The 19,887-nt window shown below is 50.9% G+C and carries 8 protein-coding genes; all 8 read left to right on the top strand.

The features are described 5' to 3' along the window. Positions 1 to 313: 313 nt before the first annotated feature. The 8 genes from QJT81_10605 to QJT81_10570 all read left to right on the top strand — a co-directional run bounded on the left by QJT81_10605 (position 314) and on the right by QJT81_10570 (position 19,851). The gene (locus tag QJT81_10605; GenBank protein WGZ96381.1) at positions 314 to 616 is read left to right on the top strand and encodes a hypothetical protein; all 303 of its coding nucleotides are present in this window, start codon (positions 314 to 316) and stop codon (positions 614 to 616) included. After that, on the top strand, positions 613 to 2,328 hold the full coding sequence (locus tag QJT81_10600) for a right-handed parallel beta-helix repeat-containing protein (protein WGZ96380.1): 1,716 nt from the start codon (positions 613 to 615) through the stop codon (positions 2,326 to 2,328). The genes QJT81_10605 and QJT81_10600 overlap by 4 nt, the downstream gene beginning before the upstream one ends. A 14-nt stretch (positions 2,329 to 2,342) precedes the next feature. Beyond that, positions 2,343 to 3,854: an IS66 family transposase gene (locus tag QJT81_10595; GenBank protein WGZ96379.1), complete on the top strand. Its 1,512-nt coding sequence runs from the start codon at positions 2,343 to 2,345 to the stop codon at positions 3,852 to 3,854. A 13-nt stretch (positions 3,855 to 3,867) separates the two neighbouring features. After that, positions 3,868 to 10,851, top strand: a complete 6,984-nt coding sequence (locus tag QJT81_10590; GenBank protein ID WGZ96378.1) for a right-handed parallel beta-helix repeat-containing protein — start codon at positions 3,868 to 3,870, stop codon at positions 10,849 to 10,851. A 1-nt stretch (position 10,852) separates the two neighbouring features. After that, complete coding sequence (locus QJT81_10585) at positions 10,853 to 15,643, top strand: polymorphic toxin-type HINT domain-containing protein (GenBank protein WGZ96377.1); 4,791 nt, start codon at positions 10,853 to 10,855, stop codon at positions 15,641 to 15,643. A 9-nt stretch (positions 15,644 to 15,652) separates the two neighbouring features. Next, positions 15,653 to 16,048 carry an Imm50 family immunity protein gene (locus QJT81_10580; protein WGZ96376.1) on the top strand — a complete coding sequence of 132 codons (396 nt, stop codon included), beginning with the start codon at positions 15,653 to 15,655 and terminating at the stop codon, positions 16,046 to 16,048. A 157-nt stretch (positions 16,049 to 16,205) separates the two neighbouring features. Beyond that, a complete protein-coding gene (locus QJT81_10575) occupies positions 16,206 to 16,397 on the top strand; it encodes a hypothetical protein (GenBank protein WGZ96375.1) in 192 nt (63 codons plus the stop codon). Positions 16,398 to 16,590: 193 nt separating this feature from the next. Next, entirely contained in the window at positions 16,591 to 19,851 is a 3,261-nt protein-coding gene (locus tag QJT81_10570; protein ID WGZ96374.1) for a chitobiase/beta-hexosaminidase C-terminal domain-containing protein, read from the top strand. The last annotated feature ends 36 nt before the right edge of the window (positions 19,852 to 19,887 follow it).

Below are 19,887 nucleotides of genomic sequence, written 5' to 3'. Positions count from 1 at the left end.
CCCCAAAAGATAATTATCCAATGGAATCCTAATGAAATTCCTTGACAAGTCCTTTTTGATTAATTTTTTTTATTTTATTTTATTGAGCATAGTCCCGAGTCTAACTTGGGGTGCGTGGAATCATTCTGGCTCTTTAACCAAGGATTCTAGTTGGGGGGCTGACGATGTACACATTCTAGATACCAATGTCATTATTCCTGCAAATATAACATTAACTATCAGCGCCGGTGTCGAAGTTCATGTCGCCACCGGCGCGGGGATCACGGTTCAGCCGGGCGGCCACCTGGTGGTTCAGGGCAGTGAAACATCCCCTGTGGTACTGGGCAGCGCGGACACCGACGGGCTGCCCGGTGACTGGGCGGGCATCAAAGCCGAAGCCGGGGCGACCGTCAGCCTTGAGCATGTGCACGCCAGCGAATACACCAGCATGGATTTCCAGAACGGCAGCGTCACCATCCGCCACAGCCGCTTTGGCAAGTTCAGCGGTTACGGGTTACTGCTGCCAGCACGGACGGCCTGCTGGCTAACAACGTCATCGACAACACCGGCTACACCGGTGGCACGGTCTGCCTTCAATTGGTGGATGCCAGCCCAACCGTTCAGGGTAACCTGTTGACCCAATGCGCTTATGGACTAGCTTTGGCAGGCCACTCCAACCCACTGGTGAACAATGGCAACCGCATTGTCCATAACAGCAGCATCGGCATCTGGAACGACGCCAACTACAAGGCAACCGCTGCCGAAGTCCCCTTTCCGGTTATCAATGGCAACGCAATCCACGACAACGGCAGTTACAACTATTACCCGTACCGCTGGTATTACTACCCCAACCTTGCTCAAGTGGATCTGAATGCCCGTGAGAACTGGTGGGGGACTACGGATGAGCTGGAAATCCGCAACAAGATTTACGATTATGAGGATGCGGGAAATTCACTGCCAAACGTGGATTTTGGCAATTACTTGTCATCAGCGGAGGCTGAGCCTGCGCCATTGACCCCGCTAAACGGTACGTTGGCTGCCAATACCACCTTGACGGCGGAACACCCCTACTATGTCAGCGAGACCGTCACCGTTCCGGCAAACAAGACCCTGACTGTGCCAGCGGGGAGCAAATTGCTGTTCGCCAGCGGTGCAGGAATCACGGTTCAGGCAGGTGGTCACCTAGTGATGCAGGGCAGTGCGTCCTCCCCGGTCGTACTCGGCAGTGCGGATACGGATAATCAGGCGGGCGATTGGGAAGGTATCAAGGCCGAAGCCGGAGCCACTGTCAGCCTTGAGCATGTGCAGGCCAGCGAATACACCAGCATGGATTTCCAGAACGGCAGCGTCACCATCCGCCACAGCCGCTTTGGCAAGTTCAGCGGTTACGGGTTACTGCTGACCAGCACGGACGGCCTGCTGGCTAACAACGTCATCGACAACACCGGCTACACCGGTGGCACGGTCTGCCTTCAATTGGTGGATGCCAGCCCAACCGTTCAGGGTAACCTGTTGACCCAATGCGCTTATGGACTAGCTTTGGCAGGCCACTCCAACCCACTGGTGAACAATGGCAACCGCATTGTCCATAACAGCAGCATCGGCATCTGGAACGACGCCAACTACAAGGCAACCGCTGCCGAAGTCCCCTTTCCGGTTATCAATGGCAACGCAATCCACGACAACGGCAGTTACAACTATTACCCGTACCGCTGGTATTACTACCCCAACCTTGCTCAAGTGGATCTGAATGCCCGTGAGAACTGGTGGGGGACTACGGATGAGCTGGAAATCCGCAACAAGATTTACGATTATGAGGATGCGGGAAATTCACTGCCAAACGTGGATTTTGGCAATTACTTGTCATCAGCGGAGGCTGAGCCTGCGCCATTGACCCCGCTAAACGGTACGTTGGCTGCCAATACCACCTTGACGGCGGAACACCCCTACTATGTCAGCGAGACCGTCACCGTTCCGGCAAACAAGACCCTGACTGTGCCAGCGGGGAGCAAATTGCTGTTCGCCAGCGGTGCAGGAATCACGGTTCAGGCAGGTGGTCACCTAGTGATGCAGGGCAGTGCGTCCTCCCCGGTCGTACTCGGCAGTGCGGATACGGATAATCAGGCGGGCGATTGGGAAGGTATCAAGGCCGAAGCCGGAGCCACTGTCAGCCTTGAGCATGTGCAGGCCAGCGAATACACCAGCATGGATTTCCAGAACGGCAGCGTCACCATCCGCCACAGCCGCTTTGGCAAGTTCAGCGGTTACGGGTTACTGCTGACCAGCACGGACGGCCTGCTGGCTAACAACGTCGTAACTGTTCACGAGCTTGCAACTGCCACAGCTTGAGCTATGCTTGATGAATGAACGATCTGACCATCACCACCGATTTTACCGACATTGCGTTGCCCACCGATTTGGCAGCCTCCCAGCAGCTTAACCGTGATCTGCTGACGTTGGTGGTTGCTTTGCAAGCACGGGTCAAACGACTGGAAGCGGAACTGACAGAACTAAAAGAACGCCTGAATGACTCCTCCAGTAACTCCTCTAACCCACCCTCACGGGACACGCCCGAACAACGCGCCCAGCGCGAACGCAAACCCAAAAGCGCGCTAAAACGCGGCGGTCAGCCGGGGCACAGCAAACATGAACGTGCCTTAGTGGAGGAATCGCGGCTGGACGCTATCCAGCACTATTATCCTGAAGGCTGTTGCCGTTGTGGGGGTCATCTGGCGATGGAAACCACACCGAGCCAGCGTCATCAGGTGTTTGACCTGCCGGAAGTCGCTTACCATGTAACGGAACACCGCCTGTATGCGGGTACGTGTACTTGCTGTGGGAAACGTCAGGTAGCTGAGTTGCCCGAAGACGTCCCCAGTGGGCAGATGGGAGCAGGATTGATCAGTTGGATTACCCTGATGAACGGGGCTTGCCGCCTATCCACGCGGCAAATCCAGTTACTGCTGGAAGAACAATGGCAGTTATCCTTCAGTAGCGGTGCGATCAGTGAAGCGACTGCACCCGTCAGCGGTTGGTTAGCGCCTTTATATGCGCAGGCGGGTGAAGCGGTGCGTAGCAGCCCGGTGGTAAACGCGGACGAAACCAGTCACTACCGTGGGCGCGAACGTGAATGGTTGTGGGTGATGTGTTCGCCACAGGTGGTGTACTTCATGACGCATTACTCACGCGGCAAAGGCGCAGCGGATGAATTGTTGGGTGCATTCGATGGCATACTCGTGACCGACCAGCACGGCGGCTATAACCACCACCCCACTGAACGGCGGCAACTGTGCTGGGCGCATATCATCCGCAAGTTCAAAAAAATGGCACAACGTTACGGGCGTGCAGGCATCTTAGGGAAACGTTTACTGCGTCTGGCACGCCTGATTGTCCACTTACATAACCGCAGGCTCGCAGGCGCTTACGCTGACAGACTCTACCGGCAACGCATGGATAAACTCCGCGAAGCCTTCCGCCAGACATTGTTGGCAGGTAGCGGCTTACGGCAAGCACAACATCCTGATAAGCCCACTAAAACCGCCAACCAGTGCCAACGTTTACTGGATGATGAGCTTATGTTATGGACATTTCTGCGTCATCCCGGTGTTCCTCTGACCAATAATGCCGCCGAACGTGCCATCCGCCCCTATGTCATCTGGCGTAAGACCAGTTTTTTCAGCCAATCTTTCCGGGGCGACCAATTCCGCCCGTTAATACTGACTATCGTGGAAACCTGCAAACGCCTAGGTGTCAGTGCTTACCGAATTATCCGCCAGGCGTGCCAGCAGGCACTGACCAAAAAACCAGTGACGGTGCGTTTGCCGATTCCTCCACCGCAAGTACTGAATCCGGTTACTGGATTTCTTGCCGCTTAAGGGGAGCTGTTCCGTGAACAGTTACAACAACGTCATCGACAACACCGGCTACACCGGTGGCACGGTCTGCCTTCAATTGGTGGATGCCAGCCCAACCGTTCAGGGTAACCTGTTGACCCAATGCGCTTATGGACTAGCTTTGGCAGGCCACTCCAACCCACTGGTGAACAATGGCAACCGCATTGTCCATAACAGCAGCATCGGCATCTGGAACGACGCCAACTACAAGGCAACCGCTGCCGAAGTCCCCTTTCCGGTTATCAATGGCAACGCAATCCACGACAACGGCAGTTACAACTATTACCCGTACCGCTGGTATTACTACCCCAACCTTGCTCAAGTGGATCTGAATGCCCGTGAGAACTGGTGGGGGACTACGGATGAGCTGGAAATCCGCAACAAGATTTACGATTATGAGGATGCGGGAAATTCACTGCCAAACGTGGATTTTGGCAATTACTTGTCATCAGCGGAGGCTGAGCCTGCGCCATTGACCCCGCTAAACGGTACGTTGGCTGCCAATACCACCTTGACGGCGGAACACCCCTACTATGTCAGCGAGACCGTCACCGTTCCGGCAAACAAGACCCTGACTGTGCCAGCGGGGAGCAAATTGCTGTTCGCCAGCGGTGCAGGAATCACGGTTCAGGCAGGTGGTCACCTAGTGATGCAGGGCAGTGCGTCCTCCCCGGTCGTACTCGGCAGTGCGGATACGGATAATCAGGCGGGCGATTGGGAAGGTATCAAGGCCGAAGCCGGAGCCACTGTCAGCCTTGAGCATGTGCAGGCCAGCGAATACACCAGCATGGATTTCCAGAACGGCAGCGTCACCATCCGCCACAGCCGCTTTGGCAAGTTCAGCGGTTACGGGTTACTGCTGACCGGTACGGATGGCCTGTTGGCTAACAACGTCATCGACAACACCGGCTACACCGGTGGCACGGTCTGCCTTCAATTGGTGGATGCCAGCCCAACCGTTCAGGGTAACCTGTTGACCCAATGCGCTTATGGACTAGCTTTGGCAGGCCACTCCAACCCACTGGTGAACAATGGCAACCGCATTGTCCATAACAGCAGCATCGGCATCTGGAACGACGCCAACTACAAGGCAACCGCTGCCGAAGTCCCCTTTCCGGTTATCAATGGCAACGCAATCCACGACAACGGCAGTTACAACTATTACCCGTACCGCTGGTATTACTACCCCAACCTTGCTCAAGTGGATCTGAATGCCCGTGAGAACTGGTGGGGCACCACGGATGAGGCGGCAATCCGGGCAAAGATTTACGACTATGAAGACACTTATGCACTGCCACATGTGAATTCCAGTGATTATTTATTATCACCCATTGCAGGGGGGGGGGATAACCAACCTCCTACGATTACAAGCATTTCTGACCATGCAGAAATACGTTTAGGCACACTGGTTGTCAATGCTACTGATAATACGGGTATCAAATCCGTTGACTTTTTGCTGGATGACAAGGCTTTGACTGCAACACAACTGTCTCAGGAGCGTTATCAGGTTGCTTTGGATTATGTGTCAATGACAGCAGGAGATCATGTACTGACCGTTACCGTTCATGATTATTATGGCAACCGTATCTCTAAAACCATTAACCTTGTTGTTGATTTTCTCACGCCGGAAAGCCCTGTTATCGAACAACCAGCAGATGGAAGCGAACTGGGTCACTCTGATATTCAGGTCATGGGAACAGCCCTTTATAAACTCAAGGCGCTTATCACTGTCGACGATAATGTGGCTACCAATCCTGTCGATATTGGTGGGGAGGGTCAAACCAATACAGTCAGGTTGTTCCTGGATAACAGTCCGTTGGGCGGGGCTGTAGCGGTTGGCAGTTATGGTACTTTCCAGCAGATAGTGAACATCCCATCGCCGGGCGGGACACTGACTGCAAAGCTGGTAACGTCTCTGGGAACAGAAAGTACCGCCAGTGCTGCGCATACCATCGCCATTGACAATGAAGGACCCAGTATTTCATCGGTTATTTACAGCGGTGAAGCCTTTGTGGATAACACGGTCATCAGCCAATCCGGTGACATTTCCGTAACGACGTCTGATGCGGTGCGAATGGAACTGGCTTTGGATGGAAACAGTCTGGCAATAGATACCAATTCCAGTGATGGTTTTGTATTTCCGCTACACGTTGGCACGTTGGCTGACGGGGCACATTTGGTTGCCATAACGGCCTACGACAGATTTGACAATGTGACGGTATTGAATATCCCGTTCAGCTTAACACTGGCTGCCCCAGCGGCTCCGGTTTTGACCACACCAGCAAACGACCTGGTTACCAATCAGACACAAGTTAAAGTAACAGGAACGGCTGAACCCTCTGTGACAGTCAGCATACTGGTCAATGGTGTCAGCAAGGCAGATGCCATTGTGGTTTCTGCAACAGGAACCTTCCAGGCAGACATTCCTTTAAGCCAGGGTACAAACACCATTACGGCTATCGCCAGTAATAAAACCGGACAGAGTCCAGCAAGCTCTGCCGTGACAGTGACGGTTGATCCAACGATTCCCGAAGCCCCAGTACTTTCCCTTGTCAGCAATAAAAGTGGTGAAGTCCAACTGCAATGGAATACCGTGGATACGGAGCCAAAGATCACGGGTTATCAGGTGTATCGTGCAACTAACAGCTTTGCTGATTTGGCAGATGCTGTCCAGCTCACTCCTACTGTGCTGACTTCCAACACTTATACTGATCTGCCGGATATAGATGGGAATTACTATTATCGGGTTGTTGCTATTAATGCGCTTGACACCTTAAGTATCCCATCCAATGAAGTATATGCAACAGTTGATTCAACAGCGCCAAAAGTGCTTGCTGTTCACTATCAGACCGATGGGGTAGTGGATCAAACAGGCGGACGTTTTGGCATTGGCAAGGTGACTCTTGACGTTGAACTCAGTGAGGCTGTGGCAAATACACCATTTTTTAGTATTACTCCGACAATGGGTTCCCCCATTCCAATCTTACTGAAGCAGGTATCGGATACGCATTACAAGGGTTCCTTTGACATCACCTCTGCAACGCCTTCGGGAACTGCGCATGCTGTATTCTCAGCCAGCGATTTGTTGGGTAATCGGGGTACTCAAATCACGCAGGGAAAATCCATCGTTATTGATACGATGGCTCCGAAGGTTGTTGCTATCAAGGTAACGCCGGGGACACCAATTAAAAACAATGCGGTAACTCCCCAAACAATCACGGCTGTATTTGAGTTTGACGAATCTGTGAAAGCCGGGACTCAGCCCAACATTGCTTGGATGTTGAGTTCTACCGGTGATGCCAAGATTCCCATCACCCACATTGAACAGGTTCAGGAAAAACAATGGCGAGCCAGTTTTACCCTCCCTGCCAGCACAGGACAGTCGGGGGTTGACACGCTCAGTTTCACCGTTGAGACAGCGGATACTCTGGGTAATAGTGGTTCCAAGATTGCGGCAGATAATGCTTTTCAAATCTATCAGGATAAATTACCGCCGCTTGGAATCCCCCAGCACTTGGTGGCTATTTCTCAACTGGGTGGCAAAGTTACCTTGAGTTGGGATGTAGTTCCAGGCGCTTCGGATTACCAGCTATACCGAGTGGCAGCGGGTGAACCTGAATTGACGCCACTGATCCGCAGCGGAAATGTGACGAATTATGTTGACCAGACTTCAGTAGACGGTAACTATCACTATGCAATAGCCAGCATTTACACCCATAACGGTGAGGAATCAGTCAGTGCCATCAGCCCTGTAGTCAATGCAACGGTAGACTCCACGCCGCCAAGCCAACCACAGAATCTGACGTTGGAATTAACCGCTCAGGGCATCATGACCAGATGGGATGCGTCAACGGATGCTGGTAAGGTTCATTATCGCCTGTACCGTTCTGATCTGGCTGAAATCACCTCAGTTGAGGGTCTGATACCCATTGTGGATAATATTGAGGCGTTTAGTGTTTTGGATATGGCTCCATCACAAAATGCACACACTTACGCGGTGACGGCAGTTGATGAAGCTGGAAACGAATCTGAGCCTTCTGTATCGGTATACCTCAATTTTGCCTTGCTGCCAGTCACTCGATTCAGTACTACCCAGACGGATGGGCAGCAACCTGTTCTGACATGGTTTCATGCATCGCCGGAATCAGTCGATGGATACAAAATAACCGTTACATCACCAGACTCCCCAAAACCGGTCGAACTGGATCAGCACCTATCAAACCGTTACACCGACTCCGGTTACACTGTGGGGGAACGTATTTATAGCATTGTGGCCTATGACTCCAACGGTGCAGAGAGCCTGAAGCGCAGCCTGACTTTGCCATCGTTGTCCGTGACTCTGAATGACGGTGTAAAACTGAATCGCGGTTTGCTTAACCGTCTGATTTTTACAGTAAACAATACAGGCAGTAGCGCCGTTGATGCGGCTGAACTTGAAATCAAGGTCAAGGATCATATTGCCCACTCAGCGCCGTTCTCGGTTGCACCGGGAGAAAGCCAAGTTGTTGAAGTCATCCTGCCGGGCTATACAGATCTTGACCCGGTGTCAACATTGCTTGAAACCATTCGCCTTAAACCGGATGAAACATCCAGTGTGGAGATTGCCTACTCCCAGGATATTACTGTTACTGATACCGCGTTAACCATGACATTGGCAACCAAGGCATTCACCCGTGGAGCAAGTGGTGAAATACAATTTACACTAAAAAATTCATCTGACGTGCAAGTTGAACTAGTGACAGGACTTAACGGAGGACAAACCCCCTCACCCGACATAGCCGTAAAATTGCTGGATCAGAATGGCAATGTGCTGTCTAGCCAAGCGTTTGCCCAATTTTCTGGCGCAGAAATAGTTACGTTGTCAGATGGAACCAGCATTGCAAAAATCCCAGCAGGGGCAACCTTCACCTCCCAATGGTTCCCTATGTTGGTTCCGGCAGCATCGCCGAACACGGTCAAAGTCCAGCTTGAAATCAGTAAGCTGCATCATGATGTTGGCAAAGCGAATGCTGTATCGCTGGATATCAATCTCCAAGCCCGGCGGGATACATCACTCTCGGATACCAGTTATTACGGTGACATCAAAAATATCAGTCCATCTAGCTCTTTTGGTGAGGTTCCCATTGAGATTGGCGGTCGGGCTATCAACCGGTACACAGGGTTACCCGAATCTGTAGCACCGTTAAAACTGGTGATTGCTGCCAACGGGTTTGAACGGGTCGCGAATGTAACCACTGATGCAAGTGGCAATTTTACCTACCAGTTTTCTCCCTTGCCCAGTGAATCTGGTCAGTATCAAGTTTCAGTGATCCATCCCGATATGTTGGAACGTCCGCAGCAAGGGCAATTTGCCATTAGCAAGGTTCTGTTTAACTACAGTACTCTGGATCTGCGTATACCACGCCGGTTGATAAAAGAAATCCCGCTTGAACTTAAGGCAGGCAATGCGACCTCACTAACGGGACTGGTATTGGACTACAAAGCTGCCGATCAGCCCAGCGGGGTATTGGCAAAGGGGGTCACGGTGACAATTGGCGATATACCTGATATCCAATCCGGTCAGACGGTGGCAACGCCTGTGTCGATCCAAGGCAGTGATACTGCCAACGATACCGGCACACTTGTTTTGGCTCTGCGCAGCGCGGTTACTGGCAGTAAGCCTTTGGCATCTGTGATGGTCAACTACTCGTTCTCCAACGCTGAGCCATTCTTGGCATTTGAGCCTGCACACCTCACAACAGGGGTTGTGTTTGATTCTTCCGTCTCGGAGAAAATTGATATTAAAAACGCTGGATTAGCTCCACTGGAAAAACTTCAGCTCAACCTGCTTACTAAAAGTGGTGGTGCCGTGCCTGCATGGATCAAGCTGATCTCGGCAGTATCGTTGGATAGTTTGCCAGTTGGGGAAAAATATACCGCTCAGATACAGGCATCACCTAACAACACGGTAGCAGAGGGTGTTCATGAGTTTATTTTGCGGGCAACCAGTGCCAATTTCCAGACTGTTAATATACCGCTATCCATCACGGTGACTCAGGCAGGCAAGGGCAGTGTAGCGTTCAATGTGTCGGATATTTATACCGCCACACGGGATAAGGAAGGCAATCTGATCCAAGGTGTTAGCAATGCATCAATTAAATTAATTAATGAAAAGGTTGGCAGTATTGAAAATAGCCTGAATACGGACAACACAGGAGAAGCCCTGTTTCAAGACGTTCCGGCTGGAATTTACCAGTACCGCATCAGCGCAGATAAACACCAAGACAAGACTGGGCAAATCCAGATCAAGCCGGGTACAACTGTCGTTGAAGAGGTTTTCCTTGAATACCGTCTGGTTACAGTAGAGTGGTCAGTCAATGAGATTACCCTCCATGACAATTATGAAATCACGCTTGAAGCCACTTATGAGACTGATGTTCCGGCAGCAGTGGTTGTGGTGAACCCAGTAAGCGTAACGTTACCTGATCTTGAAAAAGGTGATGTCTACAATGGTGAATTCAAGATTACCAACCAAGGTTTAATTAGAGCCGATAATCTTAAAGTAACTATGCCGCAGGATGATCAGTTTTTTGATTATGAAATGCTGGATGGTATTCCTGAAACCTTGGATGCTAAGCAGTCCATCACCGTGCCGTACCGGGCTGTGATGAAGCAGTCGTTTACCCCGGATGGTTCCGGTAGTGGTGGCGGTTGTGTGGTTTATCAGCAATGCGGAGAAGTTGCTGCAACCTCAGAATGTGCGAATGGAGAGACAAGCAATACCAGTAGCCCCTATTGTGTAACGCACAGTTCTGGCAATTGCAGCAGTTCCGCTGGCAGTGGTGGCAATGGTGGTAGTGCTTGGAGTTTCTATGGTGGGGGATATGGAGGGTATGGCGGCTATTCGTACTCCACTGAGGAGTCTGACAGTGGGTCGGGCATGATTCGCTGTAGAGGTAACAACGACTGTGGCGGTGCAACAGGAAATGGGGCTAACTAAAATGCAAGTAATATCCCGTGTGATAATCCATGTGCTGTTAATGCTGTTGTTAGCATCGGCATTTACAACGACGGCAGCCGCAGCAGAAGTATCATGGAGCTTTGGTGGGGCTACTGCCAGTTCAAGTCGTTTATTGAGTCCCACCGGCAGAGTAAAAAAGGCAGGCGGCGACTATAACAATGCGGTCTACGAAGAAGAAGTTGTTGACCTTAAAGTGAATGTGCTGGGGGGAGTCGTCAAGCATACCCGCTACCTATCAGGTGGTGTAACTCAGTTCAACCCTAATTGGGCGAACTTAGTCCTTGAGTTTCCCGAAGACAAAGCAACACTTCTGCCCGAAACCCTCAAACGTAACCGGCATAAGTACGTGCGTCAGGGAGAAACTGATACTTGGGTATACGATGAAAGAAATTACATCACCAAAACAGAAAACGGTTACCGTTGGCATAATCGTCACGGTGACTGGCTTGATTATAACAATGATGGTGTCAGTCTTGGGTACGGCGACCGCAATAATGTTCAGGTAACGTTTACCCGTGATGCCAAGGGGCGCATCGAAAGGGTGCTAGACCACTTTAAAACCCCCGTTTTGACGTTTCATTACTATGCAGACACGGGCTGGCTGGAAAAGGTGGTGGATTATACGGGGCGTCAAGTCGGTTATGAATATACTCCCCTGACGCTTGTTTCCCCTATGACCTCAACTCGTGGTGTAGTATTCGGCGGGCGTTTAACCAAGATTACCGATGTTACTGGGCAAGCTTGGATTTACAACTATTCGGTAGGCCCTTATTTTCTTCTGACAAAAAAGACCGGGCCGGAAGGTCAGGTTATTGACATCGGCTATGGCGGGCTTCCCGGTGAAGGGGGGGGCGGAGGTGTTACTGTCGATGCTACGGTATGTGTAGACTGGGTTGCTGAATCTTGGGTGAAAGGTGAAGCTGGGAACTGGCAAGTCAAGATGAAGTGCTTAGCCACTGCTTCTTCTGGTGGATCAGTTACGGTTACTGAGTCTGATTCTGAAGCACCTCAACTAAACCCGGAAGATCGGGTTGACCCAGTGATTCACACCATTAAGATCAATGGCGAGCAATTGCGCCGTTATATCTACCTTTACAACAAGGCGAAAAAACAGTGGGTACGTGGTGTCCAAGATGGCGATGGTGGACTCATCGTTACCCGTATCAATGAGCAGGGCGAATTGCTTGAACTGATTCGCAATGGTCGCAGTGCGGAAAAGATGGTGATTGCGGGCAACAGCTACACCGTCATTGACGAAAACGGCAATAAAACGGTTATCCAGAAAGATAGCTTCAAGAATGTGGTACAGAAAACCTATGCCGATGGCAGCACACGGAGTACCACATGGAACACCCAATATAGCCTGCCAACTTCTGTTACTGATGAAAACGGCAGTGTGACCCAATACGAGTATGATGCTACTGGTAATCTGCTGAAACTGACCGAAGCAGCAGGCACTGCTGAGGCTATTGTCACGCAATACGAATACGACCAGTACGGTCAGGGTACCAAAATCCTTTATGCGGATGGTCGTGTCGAGCATTGGACTTACGATGACAAGGGTAACGAAACCACTTACACCGATGGTGAAGGCTATGTTACCCGCTACGAAGATTATGATGCGGAAGGGAATCCCCGCAAGATTACTGACGGGCGTGGTAATGTCACCCAATCTGCCTATAACAATGCAGGCAACACGACTAAGCTAACTACCCCGCTAGGCTCTATTGCCACATACGAATACGATGGAAGGGGCAACTTAGTCAAGCTTATCGACGCCCTGCAACAAGAAATGGTACTGACCTACGACGCTCGTGACCGTTTGACCGAAATCCGTAATCCTTTGGGTGAAACCCTGAAAGTTGGCTACAACAGTAGGGGATACATTACCAGTATCGTTGACCCAACCAATAAAACCGTGTTGAAAGCCGAGTATGACTTGGATGGTCATTTACTCAAAACCATCGACGGTAACGGCAATGCAATCACCGGGGACTATGGCTATCTCAACCTCAAGCCTTACAAGGGGTTGTTGAACGAAGCCCATTACCCTAGCTATAACACCAGCTTTGAGTACGATAGCCTTAACCGTATAACACGGGAAACTGACCAAGCGGCTGGTGAAATACCACGTACCCGCAGTTACCGTTATGATTTGGCAGGTAACCTGACACAGTTTACCGACCCGAATGGTCATGTTTCCAAACTGTTCTACGATGTACACCAACGGGTAGTCCGCCATGAAGACCGGATGCAGCAAAGCACCCAGTATGGTTACGACATCCACCATAACCTCAATAAAGTCACTAATGCCCGGAACGAGCAGATACGCCGCTATGAGTACAATAATCGTGATGAACTGACCAAAGAAGTTTTGCCTGACAACAGCGAATACCGCCTCGCATACGATGCTAATGGCAATGTCATTAAGCAAGTGGATGCCAAGGGGCAGGTCAGCACTTACGAATACGATGCCGATGACCGTTTAGTCTCCAGCCGTTATTTCGACAATGAAGCCGACAGCGCGGATATTGCCAACGCCAGAAAGACCGTGACTTACGGTTATGATGTACTTAACCGTCTCACCCGTTATGACGATGGTGTCACCTCTGGTAGCTATACCTATGATGCAGCAGACCGCCTTACCAGTTGGACTACCAACTACGGCAGCTTCAGTAAAACGGCTGCTTACAGCTATTACCCCAACGGCCTCAAGAAAAGCTTTACCGGCCCGGATGGCATAACCGTCACCTACAGCTACGACAACAACAACCAGCTACAGACCGTCAGCATCCCCGGTCAGGGTAGTTTTGTGGTCAATGAAAACCAGTGGTTGGCAGCCAAAACCGTGACCTTGCCGGGCGGCATCCAACAAGGCAGGGAGTATGACGGCTACCTACGTCCCCGCCAGATCAATGTTTCCAAAGGCGCGGGAACCAAGCTATTCGATTACCAATATGAATACGACCCGGCTGATAATATCACTGCACAGAATATCCAGACTGGCAGCAAACCGGGGCAACGCCATTTTGAGTATGACTCAAAGGAACGGCTCACCCAATATACCCTGCCGGGGGATAACGGTAGCACTGAGACTGTCAATCTTGGCTATGATGCTGTTGGCAACCGCAGCAGCGACAGCCGCGATGATTATCAGAATCCGGGCTGGGACTACGACGCGCAAGATCGCCTGACTCGGCGAGGCGACCTTAACTATGGTTACGATGCCAACGGCAGCCTGATCAGCATTAGCCATGCCACGCTGAATTTGCAAAAAACTTTCGTCTACGACCATGTAAACCGTTTGCGTGAGGTCAAGGCAGCCGATGGCAGCCCGATTGCCAGTTACCAGTATGACCCTTTCGGTCGCCGTATTAGCAAGACCGTCAACGGCAACACCACTTACTTTTTCTATGCCAGTGAAGGTTTGGTCGCCGAATTTGACGCCAGTGGCAATGTTACCACCCGCTATGGTTATAAGCCGGGCAGCACTTGGGGCACATCACCGCTGTATATCCAGCAGAACGGCTATACCGGTTACTACCTGAATGACCATCTGGGAACCCCTCAACAGGTTGTCACTGCCAGCGGCACAGTGCTGTGGGATGCCAGTTACACCCCATTCGGTCAAGCATCCGTCAACACGAAAACCATCACCAACAACCTGCGGCTGGCGGGGCAATACTATGATGCCGAAACCGGGCTGCACTACAACTACTTCCGCTACTACGACCCGGAGATTGGCAGGTACATCACCTCTGACCCGATTGGTCTGGCGGGCGGCATCAATACCTACGCTTATGTGGGTGGAAACCCGCTGTACTGGATTGATCCGCTGGGATTGTCCCAAGGAAGCGGTAGTCTGTCTGGTATGGTGGCTGATGAGATTTACGACTTTCTCATAGCTGACATTGTGAATACGATCACTCAGCTTTGGTATGGTTGCTACGAGGATGCATTGACATCAGCCGTCCTGGCAGGTTTCAAGCCATTTAAGCTATTAAAAAAGCTGGAGAAAAAATTCTGTAGCTTTGAAGGTTCCACCCTCGTCGCAACCCCGGAAGGCTATCGGGAAATCAGCAGCTTGAAAGAAGGTGATCTGGTCTATGCCCGCGATGAAAAGACCGGGGAGGTCACCGCCAAGCCGGTCAGCCACGTCTTTGTAGAAGCCCACGACTCTGACGTGCGGCTGCTGACAGTAGCCTCTGTTTCCGGTGAAACGGTCATCACCACCTCCGACGAACACCCATTTTTCGTAGAAGGCAAAGGCTGGATTCGCGCCGATGAACTCCAAACCGGAGACCAACTGGTCAGCCTGAAAGGTGACCGTTTAACCCTGAAAGGCAGCGAACGCATTGATTCTGCCATCGAGATGTATAACCTCGAAGTAGCAGACTTCCACACCTACGCTGTCTCAGACCAAGAGTTGTGGGTGCATAATACCTGTAAACTAGGCAGAAGTGGTGCTCTAAATTCCGCGAAATCAGATTTGGGCATTCCACGAATGCAGCATCCTGATGGAGTTAAGCGTGTTCCAATGACTGATAGTAACCGTAAAGCTATTATTGGTTCTAACGGCAAGCCGATCATGACTCGTGAGTATACATATACTCGCCCTGATGGAAGCAAAGTTGTTATTCAGGATCATTCGGCAGGTCATCAGTTTGGTCAGGGTGGTGTGGGAGATCAAGGACCTCACTTCAATGTAAGGCCACCAGAGAATACCCGCACCGGATCAGTACCGGGTACTCAAGATCACTATTCATGGTGAGGATTGATTATGACAAATTGGATTAGTTTTTTATCTGATGATGCGATGCTGCGTGCTATTTTTGGCGATGAGTTGCCGACCTTACAACAGGTTGATATACATGAGGTTGTGTTGCACTGGGATGGGTCAAGAGTATTGCTTAGATTTGATTTAGCCGAATTCCCTAAGTCACCTCCTAAAAAGTGGAAAGCATCTGGGTTTAATCGCGTTCAATTGAAGCTTTTGGCGGTTGGCATTCATGATTTTTCAATTGAAGGATGGTGCTCGCAATGCAGGTGTAGTATTCGCGTTTTCTCCGCTGGAAAAACAATTGGTTTACAAACTGAAGAAGGGAAAGTAAAAATTATGTTGACTACTGATTTTTTACTTCTTGATGGTATAAGTGCTTATCACGATCAATTGTAATTTTGGATGATAACGAAATCACAAGGGGTTGACTCGACTGATTTAAGTCAGTTTATTAATTAATCCATTTCAGATTAATTAATAAACTGAACGCAAATACCATATAAGTTGTTAATATTATAGATTTTTTAAAAGTAAACAATAAAGAAAAAAGAATATGAATAAATTATTGGTAAGTTTGGTCATTGCAACTATTGCATGGTTTGTGTTTAAAGACGGTTCGTATGGTAGGTATGCGGTTGCATTTTTCGATGCTAGTGGAAAGCTGCTAGTTTGGGTGTTTACTGTTGATGGTTGTGGGGAAGCCTGCAACTCTGTGACCAAGCGATTATTTCCGGGAGTATTTTAACAGTGACGGAACACCAAGAATCGCGCTGTATGGCGCTTCGTAGTGCGGTTACTGCAAAAAACTGTGGGAAGAGTGGGAAACGGGGTAGCCATCAGGTTGATGGCGTTCGGAAGATGAAACTGGCCGTCAGGCACGGTACAAATTGGTAAACAGAGGCTGGTCGTAACAGACCAACTGGGCTTAAGGCAAAACTATGATCGGGAAAATAGACAAGGCATTCTTCTCACTCGTGCTACTGCTGCTGGTGGTATCCGGCTTGCCGCAGGCTTTTGCTGCCGAGCCTGTATGTGCTGAGGTGAAGATCGAGATCAAGCAGGAGCTGACACTGGAGCGCCAAGGCTTTGACGCCAATATGAAAGTGCATAACGAGCTAGCTGCCATCCCGCTGGAGAATGTTACCGTCAAAATCAATTTTCAGGATCGTTACGGCAGGCCAGTGGTTGCCACTTCTGACCCGAATGCGACAAATGCGAAGTTCTTTATCCGCGTGGATAGTCTGGATGGCATTGATTCTGTGCAGGGCGGTACGATTGCACCGCAAACGGTTGCTGACATGCACTGGCTAATCGTACCTGCACCGGGTGCTTCTGCTGGTAGCGCCTTGGGCGAACTGTACTATGTGGGTGCGGAGTTATCCTATGCCGTTGCTGGTCGCCCCGAAGTCGTGCAGGTCGCCCCAGATTTTATCCGTGTCAAACCGCTGCCCAACATTGTGCTGGACTATTTCCTGACCCGCTTTACCCCCGGTGACGACCCGTTAACCGATACCATTGAAGCAACCGAACCATTTAGCCTAGGCGTGCGCGTACAAAACAATGGCAGCGGTACAGCCCAAAGCCTCAAAATTGAATCCGCCCAGCCTAAAATCATTGAGAACAAACAAGGACTACTGATTGATTTCAGCATCCTTGGCAGCACCCTGAATGACCAGCCGAGCGAACCCAGCCTGCTACTCAATTTTGGCGATATTGCCTCCGGCAAAGCGTCGACCGGACGTTGGCTGATGCAGACCAGCCTAGCAGGGGAATTCACGAAATTCGATGCCAGCTTGACCCATGCCGATGCGCTGGGCGGGAAACTGACTTCACTGATTACCGCAACCAATGCACACTTCCTGGTACGTGATGTGCGGGTCGACCTACCGGGGCGTGACGCCGTGCGCGACTTCCTGGCCAATGACAACAACGCCTACAAAGTCTATGAATCGGATAATGTCGATACGGCGGTTACAGACCGGTCAGCCACCGCCAGCCTTGACTTCAGCAATCAGGTGGGAACTGAGCAATTCCATACCCTGACCGGAACAGCGGGTGATGGTTTCACCTACATTAAGCTGACAGACCCCTTCGTGGGCAGCAAGGTGGTGAAAAGCGCGATCCGTTCCGATGGCAAGGTACTGTCACTGGATAACGTCTGGTTCGCCAAGGAGCGTAAAGGCGGCGGCGAGTATGACTACTCCCTCAATCTGTTTGACGCCAACTCCACCGGCAAATACACGCTGGTGTTTGATGAGAAAGCTAATGTGCCGCAAGCGCCGGTATTGCAGTTCATACCTGACCGAACCACCAATGAGAGTAAACAGATTTCCTTCCTAGTGGAAGCTTCTGATCCGAATGGGGCGACTCCGCTGCTGAGCGCCACAAACCTGCCCGCAGGTGCTATGTTCGTAGATCAAGGCAATGGCAAGGCGGTATTCGATTGGACACCGGCAACGGGTCAGGCAGGCAAGCACGAAATTACCTTCATCGCCAGTGATGGTGAACTGCAAGCCACCCGCAAGGCATTCATCACGGTAAACCCTGGCAATGATACCGATGGCGATGGCATGGACGATGCCTGGGAACTGGAACATTTCGGCACGCTGGATCGGGATGGAACGGGCGATTTTGACGGTGACGGCATCAGTGACCTGGATGAGTTCCGCCAAGGCACTGATCCAGAAACCCCTGCACACCTAGGCTTCCTGACAGGTCATGCCGCGCTGGGCAGCGATTGGCAGACCGTTAACCTGCCCGGTTTTACTAATCCGGTGGTCATTGCAGGGATACCCACGGATAATGAAGCCGATTCTGCCCTAGTGCGTATCCGTAATGTGGCTGCTGACAGCTTTAAGCTACGTTTGCAAGAGTGGAATTACCAAGACGACAAGCACGAACTTGAATCTGTACCTTATCTGGTGTTGGAAGCTGGTCGCCATGTGATGAGCGATGGCAGTATCTGGGAAGTTGGTCAGTTTGACGTTGCCGGTGAAGAGCGCTGGACACCCCGCAAATTTTTCCAGAGCTTCGCTGGAACACCCCAAGTGCTGCTAAGCATTCAGACCATGAATGACAATGATCCGGTGACAGTCAGAGCACGCAGTGTGACCGCTGAGGGTTTTGAGGCAGCATTGTTTGAAGAGGAAGCTAATACAAATCACGGAAAAGAACGGGTTGGCTACTTGGCAGTTTATTCACCTTATGTCAACAGCCGCCTTTCAGTTGCTGATAAAACTTATGTAACAGGCCACACTGGATTTGCGCTCACCGATGCCGCTGTGAATCTTGAGGATGGCATTACCAGCCTGCGGCTTGAAGAGGAATCCTCAGCGGATGCGGAAACCGTCCATGCACAGGAAACGGTGGGTATCCTGACTATTGATGGGGCAGTATTCGCTGCCGACAACACCGCCAGCGAAGCGGATACAATCTTGCTACGCCGTCATGTCAATCTGGCAACAGCAGCAGCACCTGTCATCACACCTGGGAAAGGGGTCATTTCTGAACCCGTGATGGTCAGTATCAGTTCTGCCAGTGAAGGGGCAGCACTTTACTACACGCTGGATGGTTCATCCCCGGAGCCGGATAACAACCCGGCGACACAACTTTATGTGGCACCGTTTGAGGTAAGCGTTACCACCACGGTCAAGGCGATTGCCCGCCGGTCTGATCTGGCCGACAGTCTGGAACAAATGGTCAGTTACACCTTTGTTGCCAATACCCCGCCAACGTTTATCGACATCCCTGACCGCAGTGTGACAGAGGGGGGCGTATTAACATTCATGGTACAGGCGTTGGATCAGAACACGTTGGAGCAGGCATTACTCAGTGTCGACTTATCTGCTTTACCGGGCACGCCTTTCTTTACCGACTTGGGGAATGGTATGGGAAGGTTCAGTTGGCAGCCTCCCGAAGGTGCAGCCGATAAGGGTTCTTATACCCTGACCTTTGTCGCGAAGGATGCACAGGATAACACGCTGACTGTCTTAGAAACGATGCAGATAACGGTTACGGGGAGTGTAATGACTGACAGTGACCATGATGGTATGCCGGACTATTGGGAGCGGCAGTACAGTCTGGATCCAAATAATGCTGCTGATGCCAATGATGACCCTGATGGGGATACCTACAATAACTTGCGCGAGTACCAAGCAGGTACTCAGGCGAATTCGTATCATAAGTGCATAGCCTGTTAATCAAGACGGGATGCGATTTTCCTTATCAGGTCAGAG

This window comes from Candidatus Thiothrix putei, assembly GCA_029972225.1.
GTDB classification, from domain to species: Bacteria; Pseudomonadota; Gammaproteobacteria; order Thiotrichales; family Thiotrichaceae; genus Thiothrix; species Thiothrix putei.
The sequence above is the reverse complement of the archived record's forward strand: the minus strand, read 5'-3'. Positions and strand labels throughout refer to the sequence as shown.